At 61.9% G+C, this 17,654-nt stretch carries 15 protein-coding genes and 1 pseudogene; 9 read left to right on the top strand and 7 right to left on the bottom strand.

Going from position 1 to position 17,654, the window contains the following annotated elements; translation table 11 throughout:
* The first annotated feature begins 222 nt into the window (after positions 1-222).
* From EVC45_RS00525 to EVC45_RS00515, 3 genes are all read left to right on the top strand, one after another.
* Positions 223-438: a hypothetical protein gene (locus tag EVC45_RS00525; protein ID WP_129956318.1), complete on the top strand. Its 216-nt coding sequence runs from the start codon at positions 223-225 to the stop codon at positions 436-438.
* 739 nt (positions 439-1,177) lie between these two features.
* Positions 1,178-1,786 (top strand): RNA polymerase factor sigma-70, encoded by a 609-nt coding sequence (locus EVC45_RS00520; RefSeq protein WP_129956089.1) that lies wholly within the window; start codon positions 1,178-1,180, stop codon positions 1,784-1,786.
* Positions 1,767-1,979: a zf-HC2 domain-containing protein gene (locus tag EVC45_RS00515; protein ID WP_211193350.1), complete on the top strand. Its 213-nt coding sequence runs from the start codon at positions 1,767-1,769 to the stop codon at positions 1,977-1,979. Before EVC45_RS00520 ends, EVC45_RS00515 begins: the two co-directional genes overlap by 20 nt.
* A 66-nt stretch (positions 1,980-2,045) precedes the next feature.
* Here the strand turns inward: EVC45_RS00515 and EVC45_RS00510 are convergent, their stop codons facing one another.
* Complete coding sequence (locus tag EVC45_RS00510; protein WP_129956087.1) at positions 2,046-2,336, bottom strand: DUF1272 domain-containing protein; 291 nt, start codon at positions 2,334-2,336, stop codon at positions 2,046-2,048.
* Positions 2,337-2,470: 134 nt separating this feature from the next.
* A pseudogene (locus EVC45_RS00505) lies at positions 2,471-3,844 on the bottom strand (gluconate:H+ symporter).
* A 248-nt stretch (positions 3,845-4,092) separates the two neighbouring features.
* On the opposite strand from EVC45_RS00505, the gene EVC45_RS00500 reads away from it, so the two are divergent.
* Complete coding sequence (locus tag EVC45_RS00500) at positions 4,093-5,076, top strand: sulfonate ABC transporter substrate-binding protein (RefSeq protein WP_129956086.1); 984 nt, start codon at positions 4,093-4,095, stop codon at positions 5,074-5,076.
* Positions 5,077-5,131: 55 nt separating this feature from the next.
* On the opposite strand, the gene arsC is transcribed toward EVC45_RS00500, so the two are convergent.
* On the bottom strand, positions 5,132-5,491 hold the full coding sequence (gene arsC / locus EVC45_RS00495) for an arsenate reductase (glutaredoxin) (protein WP_129956085.1): 360 nt from the start codon (positions 5,489-5,491) through the stop codon (positions 5,132-5,134).
* 805 nt (positions 5,492-6,296) lie between these two features.
* Here arsC and parA point away from each other — a divergent pair.
* Positions 6,297-6,959 (top strand): ParA family partition ATPase, encoded by a 663-nt coding sequence (gene parA / locus EVC45_RS00485; protein ID WP_013092840.1) that lies wholly within the window; start codon positions 6,297-6,299, stop codon positions 6,957-6,959.
* 24 nt (positions 6,960-6,983) lie between these two features.
* On the top strand, positions 6,984-8,039 hold the full coding sequence (locus EVC45_RS00480) for a ParB/RepB/Spo0J family partition protein (protein WP_129956084.1): 1,056 nt from the start codon (positions 6,984-6,986) through the stop codon (positions 8,037-8,039).
* Positions 8,040-8,099: 60 nt separating this feature from the next.
* Here EVC45_RS00480 and EVC45_RS00475 read toward each other — a convergent pair whose 3' ends face one another.
* Complete coding sequence (locus EVC45_RS00475; protein WP_129956083.1) at positions 8,100-9,449, bottom strand: replication initiation protein; 1,350 nt, start codon at positions 9,447-9,449, stop codon at positions 8,100-8,102.
* Positions 9,450-11,557: 2,108 nt separating this feature from the next.
* Here EVC45_RS00475 and EVC45_RS00470 point away from each other — a divergent pair.
* Positions 11,558-12,787 (top strand): DNA-binding protein, encoded by a 1,230-nt coding sequence (locus tag EVC45_RS00470; RefSeq protein WP_129956082.1) that lies wholly within the window; start codon positions 11,558-11,560, stop codon positions 12,785-12,787.
* A 70-nt stretch (positions 12,788-12,857) separates the two neighbouring features.
* Here EVC45_RS00470 and EVC45_RS00465 read toward each other — a convergent pair whose 3' ends face one another.
* The 3 genes from EVC45_RS00465 to EVC45_RS00455 all read right to left on the bottom strand — a co-directional run bounded on the left by EVC45_RS00465 (position 12,858) and on the right by EVC45_RS00455 (position 15,219).
* Entirely contained in the window at positions 12,858-13,940 is a 1,083-nt protein-coding gene (locus EVC45_RS00465) for a tyrosine-type recombinase/integrase (RefSeq protein WP_129956081.1), read from the bottom strand.
* Between the two features lie 98 nt (positions 13,941-14,038).
* Positions 14,039-14,449, bottom strand: coding sequence for a DUF2471 family protein (locus EVC45_RS00460; protein WP_129956080.1), 411 nt, complete (start codon positions 14,447-14,449; stop codon positions 14,039-14,041).
* Positions 14,450-14,571: 122 nt separating this feature from the next.
* The gene (locus tag EVC45_RS00455) at positions 14,572-15,219 is read right to left on the bottom strand and encodes a helix-turn-helix domain-containing protein (protein ID WP_129956079.1); all 648 of its coding nucleotides are present in this window, start codon (positions 15,217-15,219) and stop codon (positions 14,572-14,574) included.
* A 137-nt stretch (positions 15,220-15,356) separates the two neighbouring features.
* Between EVC45_RS00455 and EVC45_RS00450 the strand changes: the two genes are divergently transcribed.
* Positions 15,357-16,562 (top strand): glycine C-acetyltransferase, encoded by a 1,206-nt coding sequence (locus EVC45_RS00450; RefSeq protein WP_129956078.1) that lies wholly within the window; start codon positions 15,357-15,359, stop codon positions 16,560-16,562.
* Between the two features lie 28 nt (positions 16,563-16,590).
* Positions 16,591-17,622 (top strand): L-threonine 3-dehydrogenase, encoded by a 1,032-nt coding sequence (tdh, locus tag EVC45_RS00445; RefSeq protein ID WP_129956077.1) that lies wholly within the window; start codon positions 16,591-16,593, stop codon positions 17,620-17,622.
* Positions 17,623-17,654 lie beyond the last annotated feature (32 nt).

The following is a 17,654-nucleotide window of genomic DNA, read 5'->3' as shown; positions in this document are numbered from 1 at the left end:
GCGAAACGCCTGGGCGCTGGCGGATTTGGCGAGGCGATAGCGGATCGGGAAGGGTTCTTGCGGCGGGTATCGGTGGATAACCTCGCCGCCCGAAAAGTTATCCACAGATTCGCTGAATAACCTTGTGGATAAGTGGAACTTTTGCCTTGTCAATCAAGCATGCCTTCGGGCCCGCCCGAACTGAGGCAATCGAACACGATCGACATTCTGGAGGACCGGATCATGAGTCTCGACTACGCAGGAAAATCCCACGACGAAGCGCTCGCCGCGCGCAAGAAGGCCAGGCAACGCGCGCAGGAGCCGGCGGGCGGCGAGATGGCCGTCGACGGCGTCGAAGCCGATGCCACGCATAGCTGCGGCGAGTTGTCCGAGAAAGGTAAACAGGTGTGGCGCACGGGCGCCGGACTCGATGGCGGGGGGAAGGCGCCGAGCCGTTAGAACGTGCGGGTCGTCCATCGGCGGTGGATAGGTGGAGCAGCTTGACGCCGCCCTTTTCCCATCCGGGCTGAATGCGAAAAGTGCGCCGTTGCCGGCGCCCTTTACATCTGCTTCGTTGCCGTCTCGTTCGACGTGCCGATCAGTTGCCGAAAAATACGTTGCAGTACGACGCCGGGCCGTTGCAGGTCGAAGCCGGCGCGTCTGCGTGAGCAACACCCGAAGCAGCTGCGAACAGTGCGACTGAAGCGATCAGGGCGGAGAGAATGCGTTTCATGGTGCGGGTCCTCGTTTGCGTATGGTTGCGCGATCTGATGCGATCGATGGCGTGAAGAATAACGAGCAGGCCCGCGTGCACAAACAGCGAAGATGTGAAGACTTTTTTTTGTAAATTGAAATAATCGTCGTTGGATGCCCGCGCTGAATTGGTCGCGGATCAGGACGCGTTGATTGGGCAAAACAACAATTAAACCGCCTGTCCACCCATCAGCATCAGTTTTCATTTCTCGCAATAATTAAACTCGACTGTCATAAACCGCCGCGCCGCGCGACCAAGCTCCTCGGGCTATCGATTGCCAAGGGGCATATGTTCAATACCGATTCGCTGGGACAGGAACGTGAGGGAGAATGGCGCACGCATCCACAGACCGTGCGAGGACGACCATCCGCTCATGATTCACGACGTTTCAGGACGACCAGCGCAACGCAGCGCGCGGCCTACAGCGCAGCGACGGAGCCCGCCGTGACGCAGCCAGGCGGTCCCTCGCTCGACGATCCCGTCTATCTCGCGCAATTGCGGCGCGACCTCGTGCGCTTCGCCCGTCTGCAATTGCGCGATGCCGCGGCCGCCGAGGACGCCGTGCAGGAGGCGCTGACCGCCGCATGGACTCAGGCCGCGCGTTTCGCCGCGCAGTCGGAGCACAAGACCTGGGTGTTCGGCATCCTGCGCCACAAGCTCGTCGACACGTTGCGCGCGCGCCGGCGCACGGTCAATCTGTCGGCGCTCGAAGCCGAACTCGACGGCGAGGCGTTGCTCGATCGCGAGCTCTTCAAGGACAACGGCCACTGGTCGCGCGAGAGCAAACCGCGTCCGTGGCCGACACCCGAAACCGCACTGCGCCAGCAGCAGTTCTGGACCCTGTTCGAGATGTGCCTCGAGCATTTACCCGAGCACATCGGACGCGTGTTCATGATGCGGGAGTTTCTCGACCTCGACATCGCGGCGATCTGCGCCGAACTGCAGATCAACGCGAATCATTGCAGCGTGCTTATCTATCGCGCGCGGCTGCGGCTGCGCACGTGCCTGAGCGAAAAAGGCCTATCCAGCGAGGATGCGAATGGGGAAGTGTAAGGACATCACGCGGCTGCTATCCGATGCGCTCGACCGCTCGCTGTCGACTGGCGAATGGCTCGCGATCCGCCTGCATCTGCCGACCTGCAGCGGGTGCCGGAACTATCGCAAGCAGATCCGCCTGCTGCGGGTCGCCGCGCATGTGGCGGGCGGATCGGCAAGCGTGGATGGAGCGGTGAGCGGCGACGAGTGAGGCGTTTGGAGGCGGCAAGAGCATTGATGTTGCCGGCTTCGCGTTGCCGCATTGCCGCGCCGTCGTTCAGCGCTCACCGGGCGGCACGTCGCGGTAGCGGTCGAAAAAGCGCGCATGCGAAGTTTCATCGATGCCGACAGGATGCGCGTCGGCACGTGCCGGATGTTTCGCGAGTTGCGCGCGTGTGCGAATCGGCCGATGCGCGAAATTGCCGCCGCAATTCGGACACACGTTGCGTAGCTTCGTCAGCGCGCAGACCTCGCAGAACGTGCATTCGTAGGTACAGATCATCGCGTCCGGCGCGTTCGGCGGAAGTGATTTGCCGCAGCCTTCGCAGCTTGGTCGCAATTCGAGCATGGCGGGGACTCCTGTTGTTGGCGACGCGAGGCGCGGGTTGCCTGGCTGGCGTCGCGGGAGGTGCTGCGTGCGTATTCCTGTGTGCGCGTGTCAACCCGCGGCCCAGACGGGTGAGGCTGTCGCGCGCGCCGTGCTCACGTCAACGCGCTCCACAGCACGAGCGTCATCGCGAGACCGACGACCGATACGATCGTCTGCAAGACCGACCACACCATCACAGTCTGTTTAAGCTGGAGTCCGAAATATTCGCGGACCATCCAGAAGCCGGCGTCGTTCACATGGCAGAAGAACACCGAGCCGGCACCGATCGCGAGCGCCATCAGCGAATTGTGCGTCGTGCTGAGGCCCGCGACGACCGGCGCGACGATACCCGCCGTCGTCGTTGGCGACCGTCGCCGAGCCGGTGGCCTGACGCAGCGCGACGGCGATCAACCAGGCGAGCAAGATGAGCGGCATATGCGCGCCGACCGCGATCTTGCCGATCGTCGTGCTGATGCCCGCGACGACGAGCGCCTGCTTCAGGCCGCCGCCCGCGCCGATCGTCAGCAACAGCGCGGCGATCGGCGGCAGGCTTTTGCGCAGAATCCCGCCGACGCGCTCGCGCGCCATGCCGCGCGACCAGCCGAGCACGACCACCGCGAACAGCACGGTGAGGCCCAGCGCGATCAGCGGCTCACCGAGAAAATTCAGCGTATCGAAGAGCAACGTTTCGGGCTTGAGCAGCAGCTTCGCGACCGTGCGGCTGAGCATCAGAATGACGGGCAGCAGGATCGTGATCAGAGAGATCGCGAAGCTTGGCGGCTCAGTGCCGTTCTGATGCGCGGTGAACAGCTTGCCCATTTTTCGGGCTCGACCACGTGCATCCGTTTCGACAGCCAGATGCCGTACAGCGGACCGGCGAGGATCACCGCCGGAAGCGCGACGATCAGCCCGAGGCCCAGCGTCAAACCAAGATCGGCGTGCAGCGCGCTCACCGCGATCAGCGGACCCGGATGGGGCGGCAGCAGCGCATGCAGCGTCGTCATGCCGGCGAGCGCGGGAATCGCGATGCGCAGAATCGGCTGTTGCGAGCGACGCGCCATCACGAAGATGATCGGCACCATCATCACGAGGCCGACTTCGAAGAACAGCGGCAGGCCGATGAGCAGCGCGACGACGGCCATCATCCATGGCAGCGTGCGCGGGGTCGAGTGCTCCAGGATCGTCGACACGAGCCGGTCGGCGGCGCCCGATTCGGCCATCAACGCACCGAGCATCGCGCCCAGCGCGATGATGATGCCCACGTCACCGAGCAACGCGCCGGCGCCTTTGCTGAATGCGCTCCCGACCGCTTCGAGCGGCAGGCCGGCGGCGAAGCCCGCCGCGAACGTGCCGACCAGGATCGACAGAAACGGCGCGAGCTTGAGCACGCTGATGAAGAGCATGATCAGTGCGAGTCCTAGCGCGCGCGACAGGATCAGTTGGGTGTCGTGCGCGGCCCACGGTGTCAGTGTTGTCGTTACAGGCACGGTGGCTTTTTTCCTCTCTTCGTTTTCGGTCGATCGACGCAGTCGCGAGCGGGTGGTCGCGGGGGGCTGTTTTGCCGGTCGATTGTAGCGGGAGGGGATGGGTTGGGCGTTGGGCCAATGCTTCGCTGCTCCCGCATGATTTGCTTATGCGAATTTATCGGTTCGTCCAGGCCGGCAGACGAATTATCGTCGGAGCCAATCGGACCATTTTCTGGCGTCCGTTAAATTCATTTTCGACGAGTATTCTCATGTCCCGTGATCCGCTGCTGACGCGCCGTACGTTTCTTGCCGGTATAGGCGCAACGCTGGCCGCCGCTACGTTGCCAGGCTTCTCCGCCGCCGCATTTGCCGCCGATGAACATGCGAAGGAACTTCGCATCGGATATCAGAAAGCCGCGAGCACGCTGGTATTGCTGAAGGCGCACGGCACGCTCGAAAAGCGGCTCGCGCCACGCGGCGTCACGGTCAAATGGACCGAGTTTCCGGCTGGACCGCAATTGCTGGAAGGGCTGAACGTCGGCGCCATCGACTTCGGCTATGTAGGCGAAGCGCCCCCTGTGTTCGCGCAGGCCGCTGGTGCGAATTTCGTCTATACCGCGTATGAAATTCCGACGCCGCACGCCGAAGGCATTCTCGTGCATCCGGACGCGCCAATCAGAACATTGGCCGATCTGAAGGGAAAGAAGATTGCTCTGAACAAGGGCTCGGATGTGCACTGGTTTCTCGTCGCCGCGTTGCAGAAGAACGGCGTGAAGTTCAGCGAGATTCAACCCGTGTATCTGCCGCCCGCCGATGCACGCGCGGCCTTCGAGCGCGGCGCGGTCGATGCGTGGGCCATCTGGGATCCGTTCCTCGAAGCCGCCAAGCGGCAAACGAATGCGAGGCAACTCGCCGATGCCGAAGGTATCGTGAGTCACCATCAGTTCTTCCTGAGCGCGCGGCCCTTCGCGCAACAGAATGGCGACGTCCTCGCGATCGTGATCGATGAAGTCGGCAAGGAAGGGGAGTGGGTGCGCGGTCATTACAGCGAGGCCGCAGCACAACTCGCGCCGATTCAGGGGCTCGACGCGAGCGTGATCGAATCAGGCTTGCGCCATTACGCGCATATCTACAAGCCCATCGATGCGAACGTACTCGCGGAGCAACAGCGCATTGCGGATACGTTCACTGAACTGCACCTGATCCCGACGAAGATCGTGACCAAGGATGCTGCGCTGTCGGGCAAAGCCTGACACAGCAGTTCGAGACTGCATTGAGCGGATCGCTTTTACTTCGACGGTCGCGCGCTCAGGCGAACAGCGTGGCGACATTTTCCGGCGGGCGGCCGATGACTGCACGCCCGTTTCTGACGACGATCGGTCGTTGCAACAGAATCGGATGCTTCGCCAATGCTTCATAGAGCTGGCCGTCGGTCAGCGACGGGTCGGCAAGATTCAGTTCTTTATATTCGGCCTCGGTGTCGCGGATCATTTCGCGGACGGGACAGCCAAGTTGAGCATTGAGATTCTTGAGCTCTGCGACGGTGAGCGGCTTCTTTAGATATTCGACGATTTCCGTCCCTTCGATTGCGGGGTTGTAGGTGTTCGCGACTAGCTCGCAGGTGGCGCGCGATTTGGAGCAGCGGGGATTGTGGTAGATCGTGATCATGGCTGAGTTCAGGGCGTGTGCCGTTGAAGGGTGTGGTTGACGGTTTGGAGGGTTCGGGAATTTTAGCGGGTGACTCGATGGCTTGGCGCGGGATGACTGCCTGGCGTGCACGTTGTTTGAACGAGCGGTGGGGTGGGTCGGTTTATGCGCATAAACTGACGCTGCCTTTGGGCCGAGTGGGAGCCGGTTGATGGTGGCAGCCTGAGTTCAGCGGCTGCTCGCACGGGCGCAGTACAAACAACAACCTATATGCCCGCGCGGATGAAGCATCGGCGGGCGGCACGCTTGCCGCTTGCCGCTTGCCGCTTGCCGCTTGCCGCTTGCCGCTTGCCGCTTGCCGCTTGCCGCTTGCCGCTTGCCGCTTGCCGCTTGCCGCTTGCCGCTTGCCGCTTGGGTCCGGGGAAGAGCGAAGCCGGGCGAGTCCATGGCGAATGCTCTCTCCGGGCTACTACCACGCGACCTTTATGCGCATAAAGTCTGACAGCGCTTTGGTTATTCAGATGCGCGAGCTCCTTTTCACAGCGGATCATCCTGAGAATCGCGAACACTCGCCAACACCCGTGCACGCGGTACGCGAGCACCAACTCCTGTCCCTTCCCCTCCGTCACACAGCGATCGGCAACGCTTAAGTGTCAGTCGACGCTTCCTCGCGTCTCGCGCAAGACCCGGGCCCACCTCCAATGCCTCTTTATGCGCATAAACCCTTTGCCGAATGGCCTATTTCCGAATTTCACTTACTTAAATCATTTGAAATAGCAATTCGACCAGGTAAAATCCATTTGCGTCTAAAAAGAGGAGGTGAAATTTGGCGGCAGAAATCATCGCGGTAACACAGCAGAAAGGCGGGGTCGGGAAGAGCACCATCGCGATGCATCTCGGCGCTGCATTTCACGAGAAAGGCAAACGCGTTCTCGTCGTCGACGCGGATGGTCAGAACACCCTGATTCACTGGGCCAGCGCTGCCTCCGACGGCGACATCGGCATTCCCTTCGCCGTCGTCAACCTGTCCGAAGCAGGCAGCCAGATCCATCGCGAGATCAAGAAGTTCGTGGCTGACTACGACATCATCGTCGTCGACTGCCCGCCCTCCATCACCGAAAAAGTCTCCGGCGTCGTTCTGCTCGCGGCGAGCGTCGCGGTGATCCCAACCTCCTCGTCCCCCGCCGATTACTGGTCGAGCATCGGCCTCGTCAAGCTGGTCCAGCAAGCGCAGGTCATGAACGAAGATCTGCGCGCGGTGTTCCTGCTCAACAAGACGGAAGAGAAACGCATGCTCACGCGCGAGCTGAAGCGCGCGCTCGAAGAACTCGGCTTCCCTCTCCTCAAGACCCAGATTCCCACGCGCGAAGCCTACAAGCAGGCAATGGCGTTAGGGCAAACGGTGCTTCAAATGAACGACCGCGGCGCGAAGCTCGCCGCGCTCGAAGTACGGGCGTGCGCCAACGAGATCGCCGCCTTGCTCCCCTGAATTTATGCGCATAAAGGACCCTGAATGAAACCGTCCCAATTCGCCAAAGGTTTTCAAGCACGCCCTGACACGACCAGTAGCGAAAAGCGCACCGCGCTCGACCGTCTGAATGCAATCGATGGTCTGGTCAGGAACGAGGCGAAAACTCCCGCAATCACAGGGCGTTCGATTCCTGCAGTCGTGCCGTCGCGTCTACAGGACGCCGAGATTCCTGATCCGGACAACGAATCGGCGGCCTACCGCGCGTGGCGGCTCGAACACGGCTATCGTCCCGGACAGGTCATCGAACTGGCGCTCAAAACCATCAAGCCAAGTCCGTTCAACCCACGGTACTTCTATGTGAAGTCGTCGATTGCGGAGCTCGCCGTCAATCTGGCGAAGCAGGGACAGCAGCAGGCAATTCACGTCATTCCCGACTACGACAACCCCGGCACCTACTTCGTCAGTGACGGCGGCCGACGCGTGCGTGCGCTGAAAGAAGCGAACAAGGAGTCGGTGAAGGCGATCGTCATCGATCTGCCGATCGGCATCCAGAGCTACAAGCTCGGCTACGACCTCAACGTGCAGCGCGACTCCCAGACGGTGTTCGACAACGCCGTCGTCTGGCGACGCTTTCTGGACGAGCGGCATTTCCAGAGCCAGAAGGAACTGGCCGAACATCTCGGGCTCGACGAATCGACGGTTGCCGTCGCGCTGTCCATCGCCAAGCTCCCGGAACCCGTGATGCAGGAGATGGTCGCGCGCCCTGACCGCTTCGGCTCGAACATGGCGTATCAGGTGGGCCGCTATCACACGGCTCGCGGCGCGGACGCGACGCTGCGACTGATCAACCGAATCCTTTCCGACGATCTGAGCACACGCCAGGTCGCCGACATCGTCAAAGGCCGGGCGACTGCGCAGGAGAGCGCCAAACCAGCCGGCCGCCAGCGCTATGCGCAACGTCTGGAAATCAAGCTCGGCGGGGTGTCGGTGGGTGACCTGAAGTCATACGGGGACGACCGGCTCGAGTTGCGCCTGAAAGGCCTCACGCGCGAAAAGCGCGACGACATCCTGCTGCAGATTGAGAAAATGCTGAAGTAAGACGTGAGGGGCAGTGCGCGTGCACTGCCGCCTCGACTTTGAAGCCCATCATTTGACCCATCAGGCCGCGCGCGACTGGCTCAGCGTAAAGGCGAGCAGATCGCCGTCGGTGGGTTCGCCCCAGGTCCTGCGTGCGAGCCAGTCGAAGAACGCCGTTTCGACGATCTTCGAGTCGAGCCCGCGACGCCGCCAGTCGTCGCGCATGTGCGTGCCGAGCCCCGGCAATTCTTCTTCCTCGAACGACTGCCGCGCGATATCGCGCTCCGAGTCGCCCTGTTCGTTGTACAACTCGTAGGCCTGCTTGCGACGGTAAGCCGAGTATTCGCCGAGCAGACGCGCCTTCAGATCGTCGGCCGGCGACGCCGCGGCCTTGCTGGCGACACCGCTCGCGGGCAGGGCCTCCACCGGCGGCGCATAGCCTTTCTTCAGCGCATCCTTGAACAGCGCCGGCGCGCTGCGCACTGGCGGTAGCGACGTGCTGCGCATCCGCTGCTCTGTCATCTGCAAAGCGGCGCGGATCCGGTTCTCCTCGCTGTCCGCGTAAAGCGTCTGTGCCTCCTTGAGCGGAATGCCGATCTTCACCATCCGGTCGACCAGCGTGCTATCGAACACGTTCGGATGTTCGTCGAGCGCGAGCATCGGCTGCTTACGCTCGGTCACGCGAAACTGGATTTCGGCAACGCGCCGACCCTCACGATGCTCGATGAGTTCGACGAAAATGTTCGTGACCGCGTTGACCTCGGCGATGGCCGGGCGCAGGTAATCGCGCTTGAAATACTTGTACTCGCGCTTCGCTTCGTCGCCGGCTTCGGTGTCCGGCGTGCCAGACAGGATCGGCCGCCACCATTCCCAAGTCTCGCGCATCGTCAGATGGCTCGGGTTGGTCAGGTAGCGCACGCAGATCTCGTACAGCGCGAGGCCCGCGCTGCTGCGCAGCTGGCTCTGGAACTGCAAACTCAGACGCGCATATTGAACCGGATCGAGCAGCTTCTTCTTGATCTTCGGCGCAAACGAAAACTCGACCCAGACGCGACGCGTGGTCGGATCTTCGAGAATTTCCGCGTCCGCGATCAGCGTCGAAATACCCCATTTGCGGCCGGGCTTCTGACTCGACGTGCCGGTGCTCCACTCGACCTGCACCGACACCATGCGGCGCAGGTGCTCCTTGACGAGCGCGGTGTCATTGGAATCGAACGCGGAATTGGCGACGATGTCGGACAGCAGCGCCCGGTAGGTGTCGCCAGACTCATCCGCTTGCTGGGCCACCGCGAGCAACACGTTAAACAGCTTGCGCGTGAGCAGCGTGATCTTGCCGCTCTTCGGCTGGATCGCGATCGCCTCGACGGCTTTGCGCAACTCAGCCGAGCTCGGGCTGACAACATCGGTCTTTTTCGCGCGCTTCGTGGCCATGCGTCGGGGTGAGGAGGGGGATTTCGCGAGAGCATACCGGCTGTGGTGATACGCGTCTATAGCGCCCATCTCACCATTGCCGGTGAAGCGAGTTTACGGGGCTCAACTCACCTCGAGCCAATCCCGAAAACCCTCACCTCGGCTGCGTGTCGCCACGATCAGGCTCTCCTTGCCGGTCGCGGCGTTTGCGAATCAGGTGGGTTTGCTTGCATACCGGAACGGGGAGCCTTTGATCCCGAATCATCTCACCTCAAAAATTTTCACGGATGTTTTCGAGACCTCGCGCAAACGGACGGTGTCCGGATCGGATTAGGGCCTGGTCGCGCGGCCTCGCAACCGCTTCGTCGATGCACGCGTGCTGCCGGCAACGGAAAGCCTCGATCGATAGATGAAATGCCCGCACCGTATTGGCAAAGCCCGATAGCTCCCGCGGCTTGCATCACGCCAAAAGCAGGTCAGTCGTGTGGCCCGTGGCGCGGCGCGACGATCGGCGCGTTGCCGGCCGGTCAATGAGTGCATCGATTGTCGGTCGCTCCGCTCACCGGCGTAGTGCCTGAGGGGACGATTTGGTCCTCATCAACCACATAGAGCCAGGCGCTAACCACCGGTCTCCCGTTTCCCCACCGGCTGCTCGTTCTGACGGCGCAATTCGCCTTCGAGCTTCGTCCGAAGCTCCCGCACAAAGGGGAGATCGAGCCACGGGCAAATCCTCACCGTTCCGATGCCCCCGAAAAAGCTCACCATAGCTCCGCCGATCGGTGCGTGACGACACGCGCTCATACCGCACCAGTGCCGCATTTCCCCGATGCGATCCCCTGAAAAGCCTCACCTTTGAGGTTTCTGGAGCCCCCGGCGCCCCGCTCCAAAGAACTCCTGAAAACCCTCACCTTTACTACCGGACAACAACAAAGTCCATGTTTTCAATGACTTGCAACAATTCCGTCTAACGCTTGAACGTCGAACCTCCCCGTAAAACCTCACCTTAAGCCTGTTTTTCGCACCGCAGCACTTTTCATTTCCTCGCCGTGGATCTCCCGAAAAGCCTCACCTTTACAGCCAGAGACTGGGTATACCGACGTTCGCAATTCGCCATCAGCCGGGCATTTCCGGCCCGCAGCCTCCGTTTCGGTCCCGAATTTCCTCACCTTAGCGCATAGAACGCTATCCAAAGTCCCCCGAAAAGCCTCACGTTTTGCGGAATCGCCAGCCAAACCAGCTTGCGGATCCGGCCCATGAGCCAGTTCCCCGAATCCCCTCACCTTTCCAGTCGCGAGCGGTTCCCGCTGGCGAGTCGTTCGGGCAATCAAGGCGTCGCAATCCACATTCGCTCCCGTAAAACCTCACCTCAGCAGTGTGAATGCTCAACAAGAAAGCAAATTGGGCCCCGACGCCCCGAAAAATCTCACCTTCGTTTGACGTTTTCTCCCGCCTCGGCTCACCAAAGCGGTTAACCGCCCTAAAACATGCCCAAAAAAGCACGTTCGCGAACCTCCTGAAAACGCTCACCTTGGTGCAAACCGAACCGACCAGGTACTTTCGAGGGCAGTCGGGCGTTTAGCGGCTGCGAAGTCCCGCAAAACCTCACCTTTGCCCGAACCCCACGTATACAGCCTTTCCTGAACCCGCTCACGTTGCGTCCCGCACCCGCTCACCGAGCTCCCCGAACCCCATCACTCGAGTTTCCCGCAGAGTCTCACCAAGTCTCCCGCAAAGCTTCACCTTGCCAGGCTGAAAGCCCCGCCAGATAAGGGTTTGCCGAGTCGTTAACGTTTTTAACAAGGGTTCAAAGGTGTTTACTTTTATTACTCTCAAGCCTTACACCCCGCGAGTCTCGTGAAACACGGGCTATCCAACCCAGAGCTATCGCCGACCCATCGTGAAACAGTGTTCGATCATGTGCAAACCAAATAAAGCGCTTCTAATACAATGGCTTATTAGCTATTCTTCGTTTTGTTTCACGGAAGAAAAATGGCACTCGCGTGTTTACAACCGCAATTTGTTCGCTAAAGCCCGTCTGTATACGTCAATCCGTTCGCCACTGATAAATCGGTAGCAAACACTACGTAAATTGTTATGATCCATCCAATTCGAGCCACATCGAGGTCAATATGAATCTGGATCAGGAGCGGCAAGCCATTCGCAATGAGCTTGAAACGATGCGCGCGCAAGGCGTGCGCCGGCAGGATCTGTCGCTGCATGCATGCAAGCGACTCTTCTTCGATCTCGGCATCCGACCATCGATGGCCGCAGTGCGCGATCTCACGCAGACCGGCAGCGCGAGCGATATCCCTAAAGACATCGATCATTTCTGGGAGCGTATTCGCAACGTGTCGCGCGTCAAGGTCGGAGCAGGTGCGATACCGAAGGCACTTGAGGATCGCGCCGGCGAACTGCTCGGCGCGCTATTCGAAGAAGCGGTCGCTCAGGCCAAAGCATCGCTCGACGGCGAACGTGAAGAAATCCGCGCGCAGATCAGTGCCGCCGACCTGCGCGTACGCGACGCGGAAATTCGTCGGGATGCGGCCGACGACGCGATCAGGCGCAGCGAAGCGCGCACTGAAGCCGCGTGGGAGCGGGTTCGCGCGCTTGAAACCCAGCTATCGAGCGCGACTACGCACGGCAGCGTTCACCTCGAAGGCATGCAGGCAACCACCCGCCGGCTCGACCAGGAAAACGAGGCGCTGCGGCAACGGCTCGAAAACGAACAGACCACCAATGCGGCGTTGCGCGACCGGATCGACGCTTTGCATGTCGAATTGCGGCAAAGCACCGAGCACTATGCACAGCAGATCAAGGATGCGGTGGCCGAAGCGGAGCGGCGGGTCAAGCCGATGCTGGTCGAACTCGACTCGCTGCGTAGCATGGCCGCGACGTATCAGTCCGGCGTGCGGGATGCGAGCCGCAAGGAATTCGAGTTCATTCAGCAGATTGCCGCCGCCAAGGCGCGCGCCGACCGGCTCGACTCGCAGCTTCGCGAGCAGTCGGACGAAGTCGACGCGTTGACGAAGGAACTCGCCGCGCTGCGTGGCCAGCAGGGCATCGATCCGGCCATCGCCGTGCTGCTGTGCTCGCTGGTCAGTGAGGGGCGACTCACGAGCGAAGAGTTGGGCATGATCGGCACCGCGGCCGATGGCCATGTGACGCTGCCCGCGCGCTGTCCGAAATGCGAGGAAGGTGAACCGGAGCTGTCGCAGGTCGATCACCGTTTCGAACTGCTTTGCCCGGAATGCGAGCACTCTTCCGGCCTCGGCGAATCGAGGCTCGCGGCGGTGAACCAGTTTCTGTCGAATGACCCGTCCACCGCGCCGTCGTCCCGCTCCGTCGACACGATGCGTTAACCACGAGCGGCCAACCCAACGGAAAAAACACCAAAGGTGAGGAAATTCGGGACCCCGACGGTGAGGATCTTCAGGGCTCGCCGGCTCCCGTTTTCCTCGTCAAACGCCCGTCACGCCGGGGCTCGGCCAATGGCGCCGCCGCCGGATCCGGCTCCTCCGTTACGGGCGCATCCTGCTGATCGATCCACGTTTGCCACGCGCGATATAGCCGGTTCGAAGACACCGCCTGCACGAAGCCGAGCCATTGACCGACCTGTTCCGCCTCCACCCCGCTTTCGAAAAGGTCCGCCGCAAAGGTGTTGCGCAAGGTCTGCGGACTCGCGCGCGATTGACGTGACGCGGCAATTCCCGCTGCCTCGACGAGCGCATCCACCGCGCGGAGCATCGTGGCCTTGTGCATCGGCCTGCCGGACGGTGACGCGGGAAACACGAGGTTGCCGGCCAGCTCCGTCAGCCGACGTTCGGCGAGCCACGCATCAAGAATTGCCGTTGCGAACGGTGCGAGCCGCGTGCGCCGCGTCAGCATCGGATTGGCGGACTCGATCGTGACCCATGGCGAGCCCTCCCTCACGCAACTAACCGTAAGCGCTCCAGCTTCGCCGGTCTTCAATCCTCCACCCAGAAACACGGCGATCAACGCGCGATCGCGTCGCTCTCTCCAGCGCTGCGCGGTCGACAACGCCGGCAACGGCGCGAACAGGCGCGCGACCAAAGCAGTGCGTTCCGCATGGGTGAGAAACCCGGTCGGCTCATTGTCGCGCGCATTGCGCCACGCGGCCTCTCCATCCTGAGCGATGAAACGAGCCGGGTTGGTCGACGCCGATTCGATCTCGCGCACGTGATCGAGCACACGCTCGATGAGCCTTAGATAGCGGATCCGTTGCGTTTTACGGATCTCGAGGCCGGCAACGAATTCGGCGATCGCGGGCGTGTCGACCGTCGCGAGGCTTTGTTGCCGCGCACCGAGCCAATCGAGAAACTGCCCCCACTGCGCCTGATAGACCAACGCCGAAGAGCGACGGAAATGCTGCTTCGCGAGCCACGCGTCGAACGCGACCTGCGGGTCGCGACGCCAATCTTCGCGTTGCTGATCGAACAGATCGGTAGAGGGCGCGGGACGTGGAACGGGGTCGGACAGATGGGGAGGTGACATGAGCATTCCTTCGGTTAGTTGCACCGTTCGGTCGGGATATTGTAGGTGCCCCCAAGGAACAGATGAGGAGCCGATCCATCCGCACGTGGTTGCCGCCATCAGCCGCCCCACGCCCGGGCGCGCTTCAAAGGCGCATCGACCGCTCGTGGCAGTGCCGCCCGGCGCGCCGCTTGCCGCGCGGCTTCCTCGTACGCATTGACGGCAAACGCAAACACGGCGGGCAACGCATTGGATGCGCCGAAATCCACGCCGTCATCGGTTTCGGGATAAGGCAGATCGGACGGGCGCTGGAATAGCCCGAGCATCAATGCGTCGTGCCGGCTGGCAAAACCGAGATCGGCTAGCGCTTCGGCTTCGATGGCATGAAGCAGACGCCATGTGAGCGGCACCTGCTTGGCGATGTAACGCCCGGCGATACTGCACACGATATGTTCGAGATCGCGCGCGGCGGTCTGATAGCGCAGCGCGGCGAGAGTTTGATCGGTAGGGTCGGCTTTCAGGTTATTCATTCTCGGCTCCAATCGACACCTGATACTGTACAAACATACAGTATCAGGCGCAACCTGGCCGAACGGCCTAGGCGTGGCGAACAACGCGGCAAAAGCGCGCCAACGCCCCGCCAGCCGGCGCTCTAGCCGTGAATCACGACCAGCAGCGCTTTCGCCTCGCCCTTGCCGACGTTGCGGATCGCATGCGGTTCGTCCGCGACGTAGCGCGCGGTGTCCGCGACCTTGAGCCGCTTCGTCGCGCCGGCTGCCTCGATTTCGATCGAGCCGTGCAGCACGGTCAGATGCTCGCGCGTGCCTGGCTCGTGCGCGTTCGACACCAGCGCCCCGCCTGGCTGCAGCGTCAGCTCGTACCACTCGAACTTGCCGGCCAGTTCGATCGGTCCCCACACACGCAACTGGTATTTCGCGTCATGACCGCTTAGCGTAGGAATATCGTGCGGGCCGGAAACGGCGATCGCCTCAGGCGACTTCGGCGGCGCAAACAGCGAATCGAGGCTCACGCCGAGCGCGTTGGTCAGCCGCCACGCAACCGCGATCGTCGGATTGGCCTTGTCGCGCTCGATTTCCGACAGCATCGATTTCGACACGCCGGCCGCCCGGGACAGATCGTCGAGCGTCATGCGCCGCTCGGCGCGCAGTCGTTGAATCTGCTCGCCGACGCGCGGCGGCGCAGCAATCGCCGCGTTCGGCGGTAATGCCGCGCTAGCGGAGGTGGGCGCCGCAGTGGCCGCGGCGCGGCGTGTACCCGAACTTGCCATTTCCTGACCCATCGTTTAGAGTTGTTCGATATACCGGATTTTAGTTCGAAAAAACGAAAATATCCGATAAAGCTGACAGCCGACTATAACAGGCCGCCCTTTCTCCGCCCATGCGAACGCGGGCGCCATCACCCTCAGGAGTCCCGTTCATGCGTGACCAATACCTTGCCCATCTGCGCGGCACCCTCGACCAGATCCGCGCCGACGGCTTCTACAAGAGCGAGCGCGTGATCGCGAGTCCGCAGTCGGCCGACGTGCGTCTTGCCGACGGCAGCGATGTGCTGAACTTCTGCGCGAACAACTATCTCGGCCTCGCCGACGACGCGCGCCTGATCGAAGCCGCCAAGCAGGGGCTTGACAACGACGGCTTCGGCATGGCGTCGGTGCGCTTCATCTGCGGTACGCAAACCGTGCACAAGCAACTCGAAGCGGCGCTCGCCGGGTTCCTGCAAACCGACGACTGCATTCTCTACTCGAGCTGCTTCGACGCGAACGGCGGCCTGTTCGAAACGCTGCTCGACGAAAACGACGCGATCATCAGCGACGAGCTCAATCACGCGAGCATCATCGACGGCGTGCGGCTGTCGAAGGCGAAGCGCTTTCGCTACAAGAACAACGACCTCGCCGATCTCGAGGCGCGTCTGCAGGAAGCCGATGCGGCCGGCGCGCGTTTCAAACTGATCGCGACCGACGGCGTATTCTCGATGGATGGCATCATCGCGAACCTTGCCGGCATCTGCGATCTGGCCGACAGGTACGACGCATTGGTGATGGTCGACGACTCGCACGCGGTCGGCTTCATCGGCGAACACGGTCGCGGCACACCCGAGCATTGCGGTGTGATGGCGCGCGTCGACATCATTACCGGCACGCTCGGCAAGGCGCTCGGCGGCGCATCGGGCGGTTACGTCGCCGCGCGCAAGGAAGTCGTCGAACTGCTGCGCCAGCGCTCGCGTCCGTATCTGTTTTCGAACACGCTGACGCCGAGCATCGCCGCGGCGTCGCTGAAGGTACTCGAATTGCTCGCCAGCGACGAAGGCGCGCAGTTGCGCGCACGCGTGCGCGAAAACGGCGCGCATTTCCGCCGCGCGATGAGCGCGCTTGGCTTCACGCTGGTGCCGGGCGAACATCCGATCATTCCGGTGATGCTCGGCGACGCGCAACTCGCGGGAAAGATGGCCGATGCGCTGCTGAAGGAAGGCGTCTACGTGATCGGTTTTTCGTTTCCGGTCGTGCCGCGCGGCCGCGCGCGCATCCGCACGCAGATGAGCGCCGCGCATACGCCCGAACAGATCGATCGCGCCGTCGAGGCGTTCGCGTGCGTCGGTCGCGAGCTCGGCGTGATCCCCGCGTGAGCGCAGCGCAATTGGAACGGAGAAGCAGATGAAAGCACTAGCAAAACTCGAACGCGGACCGGGCCTCACGCTGACCGACGTGAAGAAGCCTGAAGTCGGCCATAACGACGTGATGATCCGCATCACGCGCACCGCGATTTGCGGCACCGACATTCATATCTGGAAGTGGGACGACTGGGCGCAGAAGACGATTCCGGTGCCGATGCACGTCGGCCATGAATACGTCGGCGAAATCGTCGAGATGGGTCAGGAAGTGCGCGGCTTTGCGATCGGCGATCGTGTGTCGGGCGAAGGACACATCACCTGCGGTTTTTGTCGCAACTGTCGCGCCGGGCGCCGGCATTTGTGCCGCAACACGATCGGCGTCGGCGTGAATCGCGAGGGCGCGTTCGCCGAATATCTGGTGATTCCGGCCTTCAACGCATTCAAGATTCCGCCCGAAATCTCCGACGACCTCGCCGCGATCTTCGATCCGTTCGGCAACGCGACGCATACGGCGCTGTCGTTCAACCTCGTTGGCGAGGACGTGCTGATTACCGGTGCGGGGCCGATCGGCATCATGGCGGTCGCGATCGCGAAGCACGTCGGCGCGCGCAACGTCGTGATCACCGACGTCAACGACTATCGCCTCGAACTCGCGCGCAAGATGGGCGCGACGCGTGCGGTAAACGTGTCGCGCGAATCGTTGCAAGACGTGATGCACGATCTGCACATGGCCGAGGGCTTCGACGTCGGCCTCGAAATGTCGGGCGTGCCCAGCGCATTTACGGGCATGCTCGAAGCGATGAACCACGGCGGCAAGATCGCGTTGCTCGGCATTCCGCCCGCGCAGACCGCAATCGACTGGACCCAGGTGATCTTCAAAGGCCTCGAAATCAAGGGCATTTACGGGCGGGAGATGTTCGAGACCTGGTACAAGATGGTCGCGATGCTGCAAAGCGGCCTCGATCTGTCGCCGATCCTCACGCACCATTTCAAGGTCGACGACTATCAGGAAGCCTTCGCGACGATGCTCTCCGGCGAGAGCGGCAAAGTGATTCTCGACTGGACCGCTGCCTGAATTAGCAAGGCGTAGTTCGATTTGCCAACGCC

The organism is Paraburkholderia sp. UYCP14C (genome assembly GCF_004197395.1).
GTDB lineage: Bacteria > Pseudomonadota > Gammaproteobacteria > Burkholderiales > Burkholderiaceae > Paraburkholderia.
This window is presented reverse-complemented; position numbering and strand designations above follow the sequence as displayed.

What these genes read in the sequence shown, in the direction of transcription:
- EVC45_RS00525 (WP_129956318.1), top strand. Translation starts at nt 223, where the DNA reads ATGAGTCTCGACTACGCAGGAAAATCCCACGACGAAGCGCTCGCCGCG.
- EVC45_RS00515 (WP_211193350.1), top strand. Translation starts at nt 1,767, where the DNA reads ATGCGAATGGGGAAGTGTAAGGACATCACGCGGCTGCTATCCGATGCG.
- EVC45_RS00510 (WP_129956087.1), bottom strand. Translation starts at nt 2,336, where the DNA reads ATGCTCGAATTGCGACCAAGCTGCGAAGGCTGCGGCAAATCACTTCCG.
- EVC45_RS00500 (WP_129956086.1), top strand. Translation starts at nt 4,093, where the DNA reads ATGTCCCGTGATCCGCTGCTGACGCGCCGTACGTTTCTTGCCGGTATA.
- arsC (WP_129956085.1), bottom strand. Translation starts at nt 5,491, where the DNA reads ATGATCACGATCTACCACAATCCCCGCTGCTCCAAATCGCGCGCCACC.
- EVC45_RS00480 (WP_129956084.1), top strand. Translation starts at nt 6,984, where the DNA reads ATGAAACCGTCCCAATTCGCCAAAGGTTTTCAAGCACGCCCTGACACG.
- EVC45_RS00475 (WP_129956083.1), bottom strand. Translation starts at nt 9,449, where the DNA reads ATGGCCACGAAGCGCGCGAAAAAGACCGATGTTGTCAGCCCGAGCTCG.
- EVC45_RS00470 (WP_129956082.1), top strand. Translation starts at nt 11,558, where the DNA reads ATGAATCTGGATCAGGAGCGGCAAGCCATTCGCAATGAGCTTGAAACG.
- EVC45_RS00465 (WP_129956081.1), bottom strand. Translation starts at nt 13,940, where the DNA reads ATGTCACCTCCCCATCTGTCCGACCCCGTTCCACGTCCCGCGCCCTCT.
- EVC45_RS00460 (WP_129956080.1), bottom strand. Translation starts at nt 14,449, where the DNA reads ATGAATAACCTGAAAGCCGACCCTACCGATCAAACTCTCGCCGCGCTG.
- EVC45_RS00455 (WP_129956079.1), bottom strand. Translation starts at nt 15,219, where the DNA reads ATGGGTCAGGAAATGGCAAGTTCGGGTACACGCCGCGCCGCGGCCACT.
- EVC45_RS00450 (WP_129956078.1), top strand. Translation starts at nt 15,357, where the DNA reads ATGCGTGACCAATACCTTGCCCATCTGCGCGGCACCCTCGACCAGATC.
- tdh (WP_129956077.1), top strand. Translation starts at nt 16,591, where the DNA reads ATGAAAGCACTAGCAAAACTCGAACGCGGACCGGGCCTCACGCTGACC.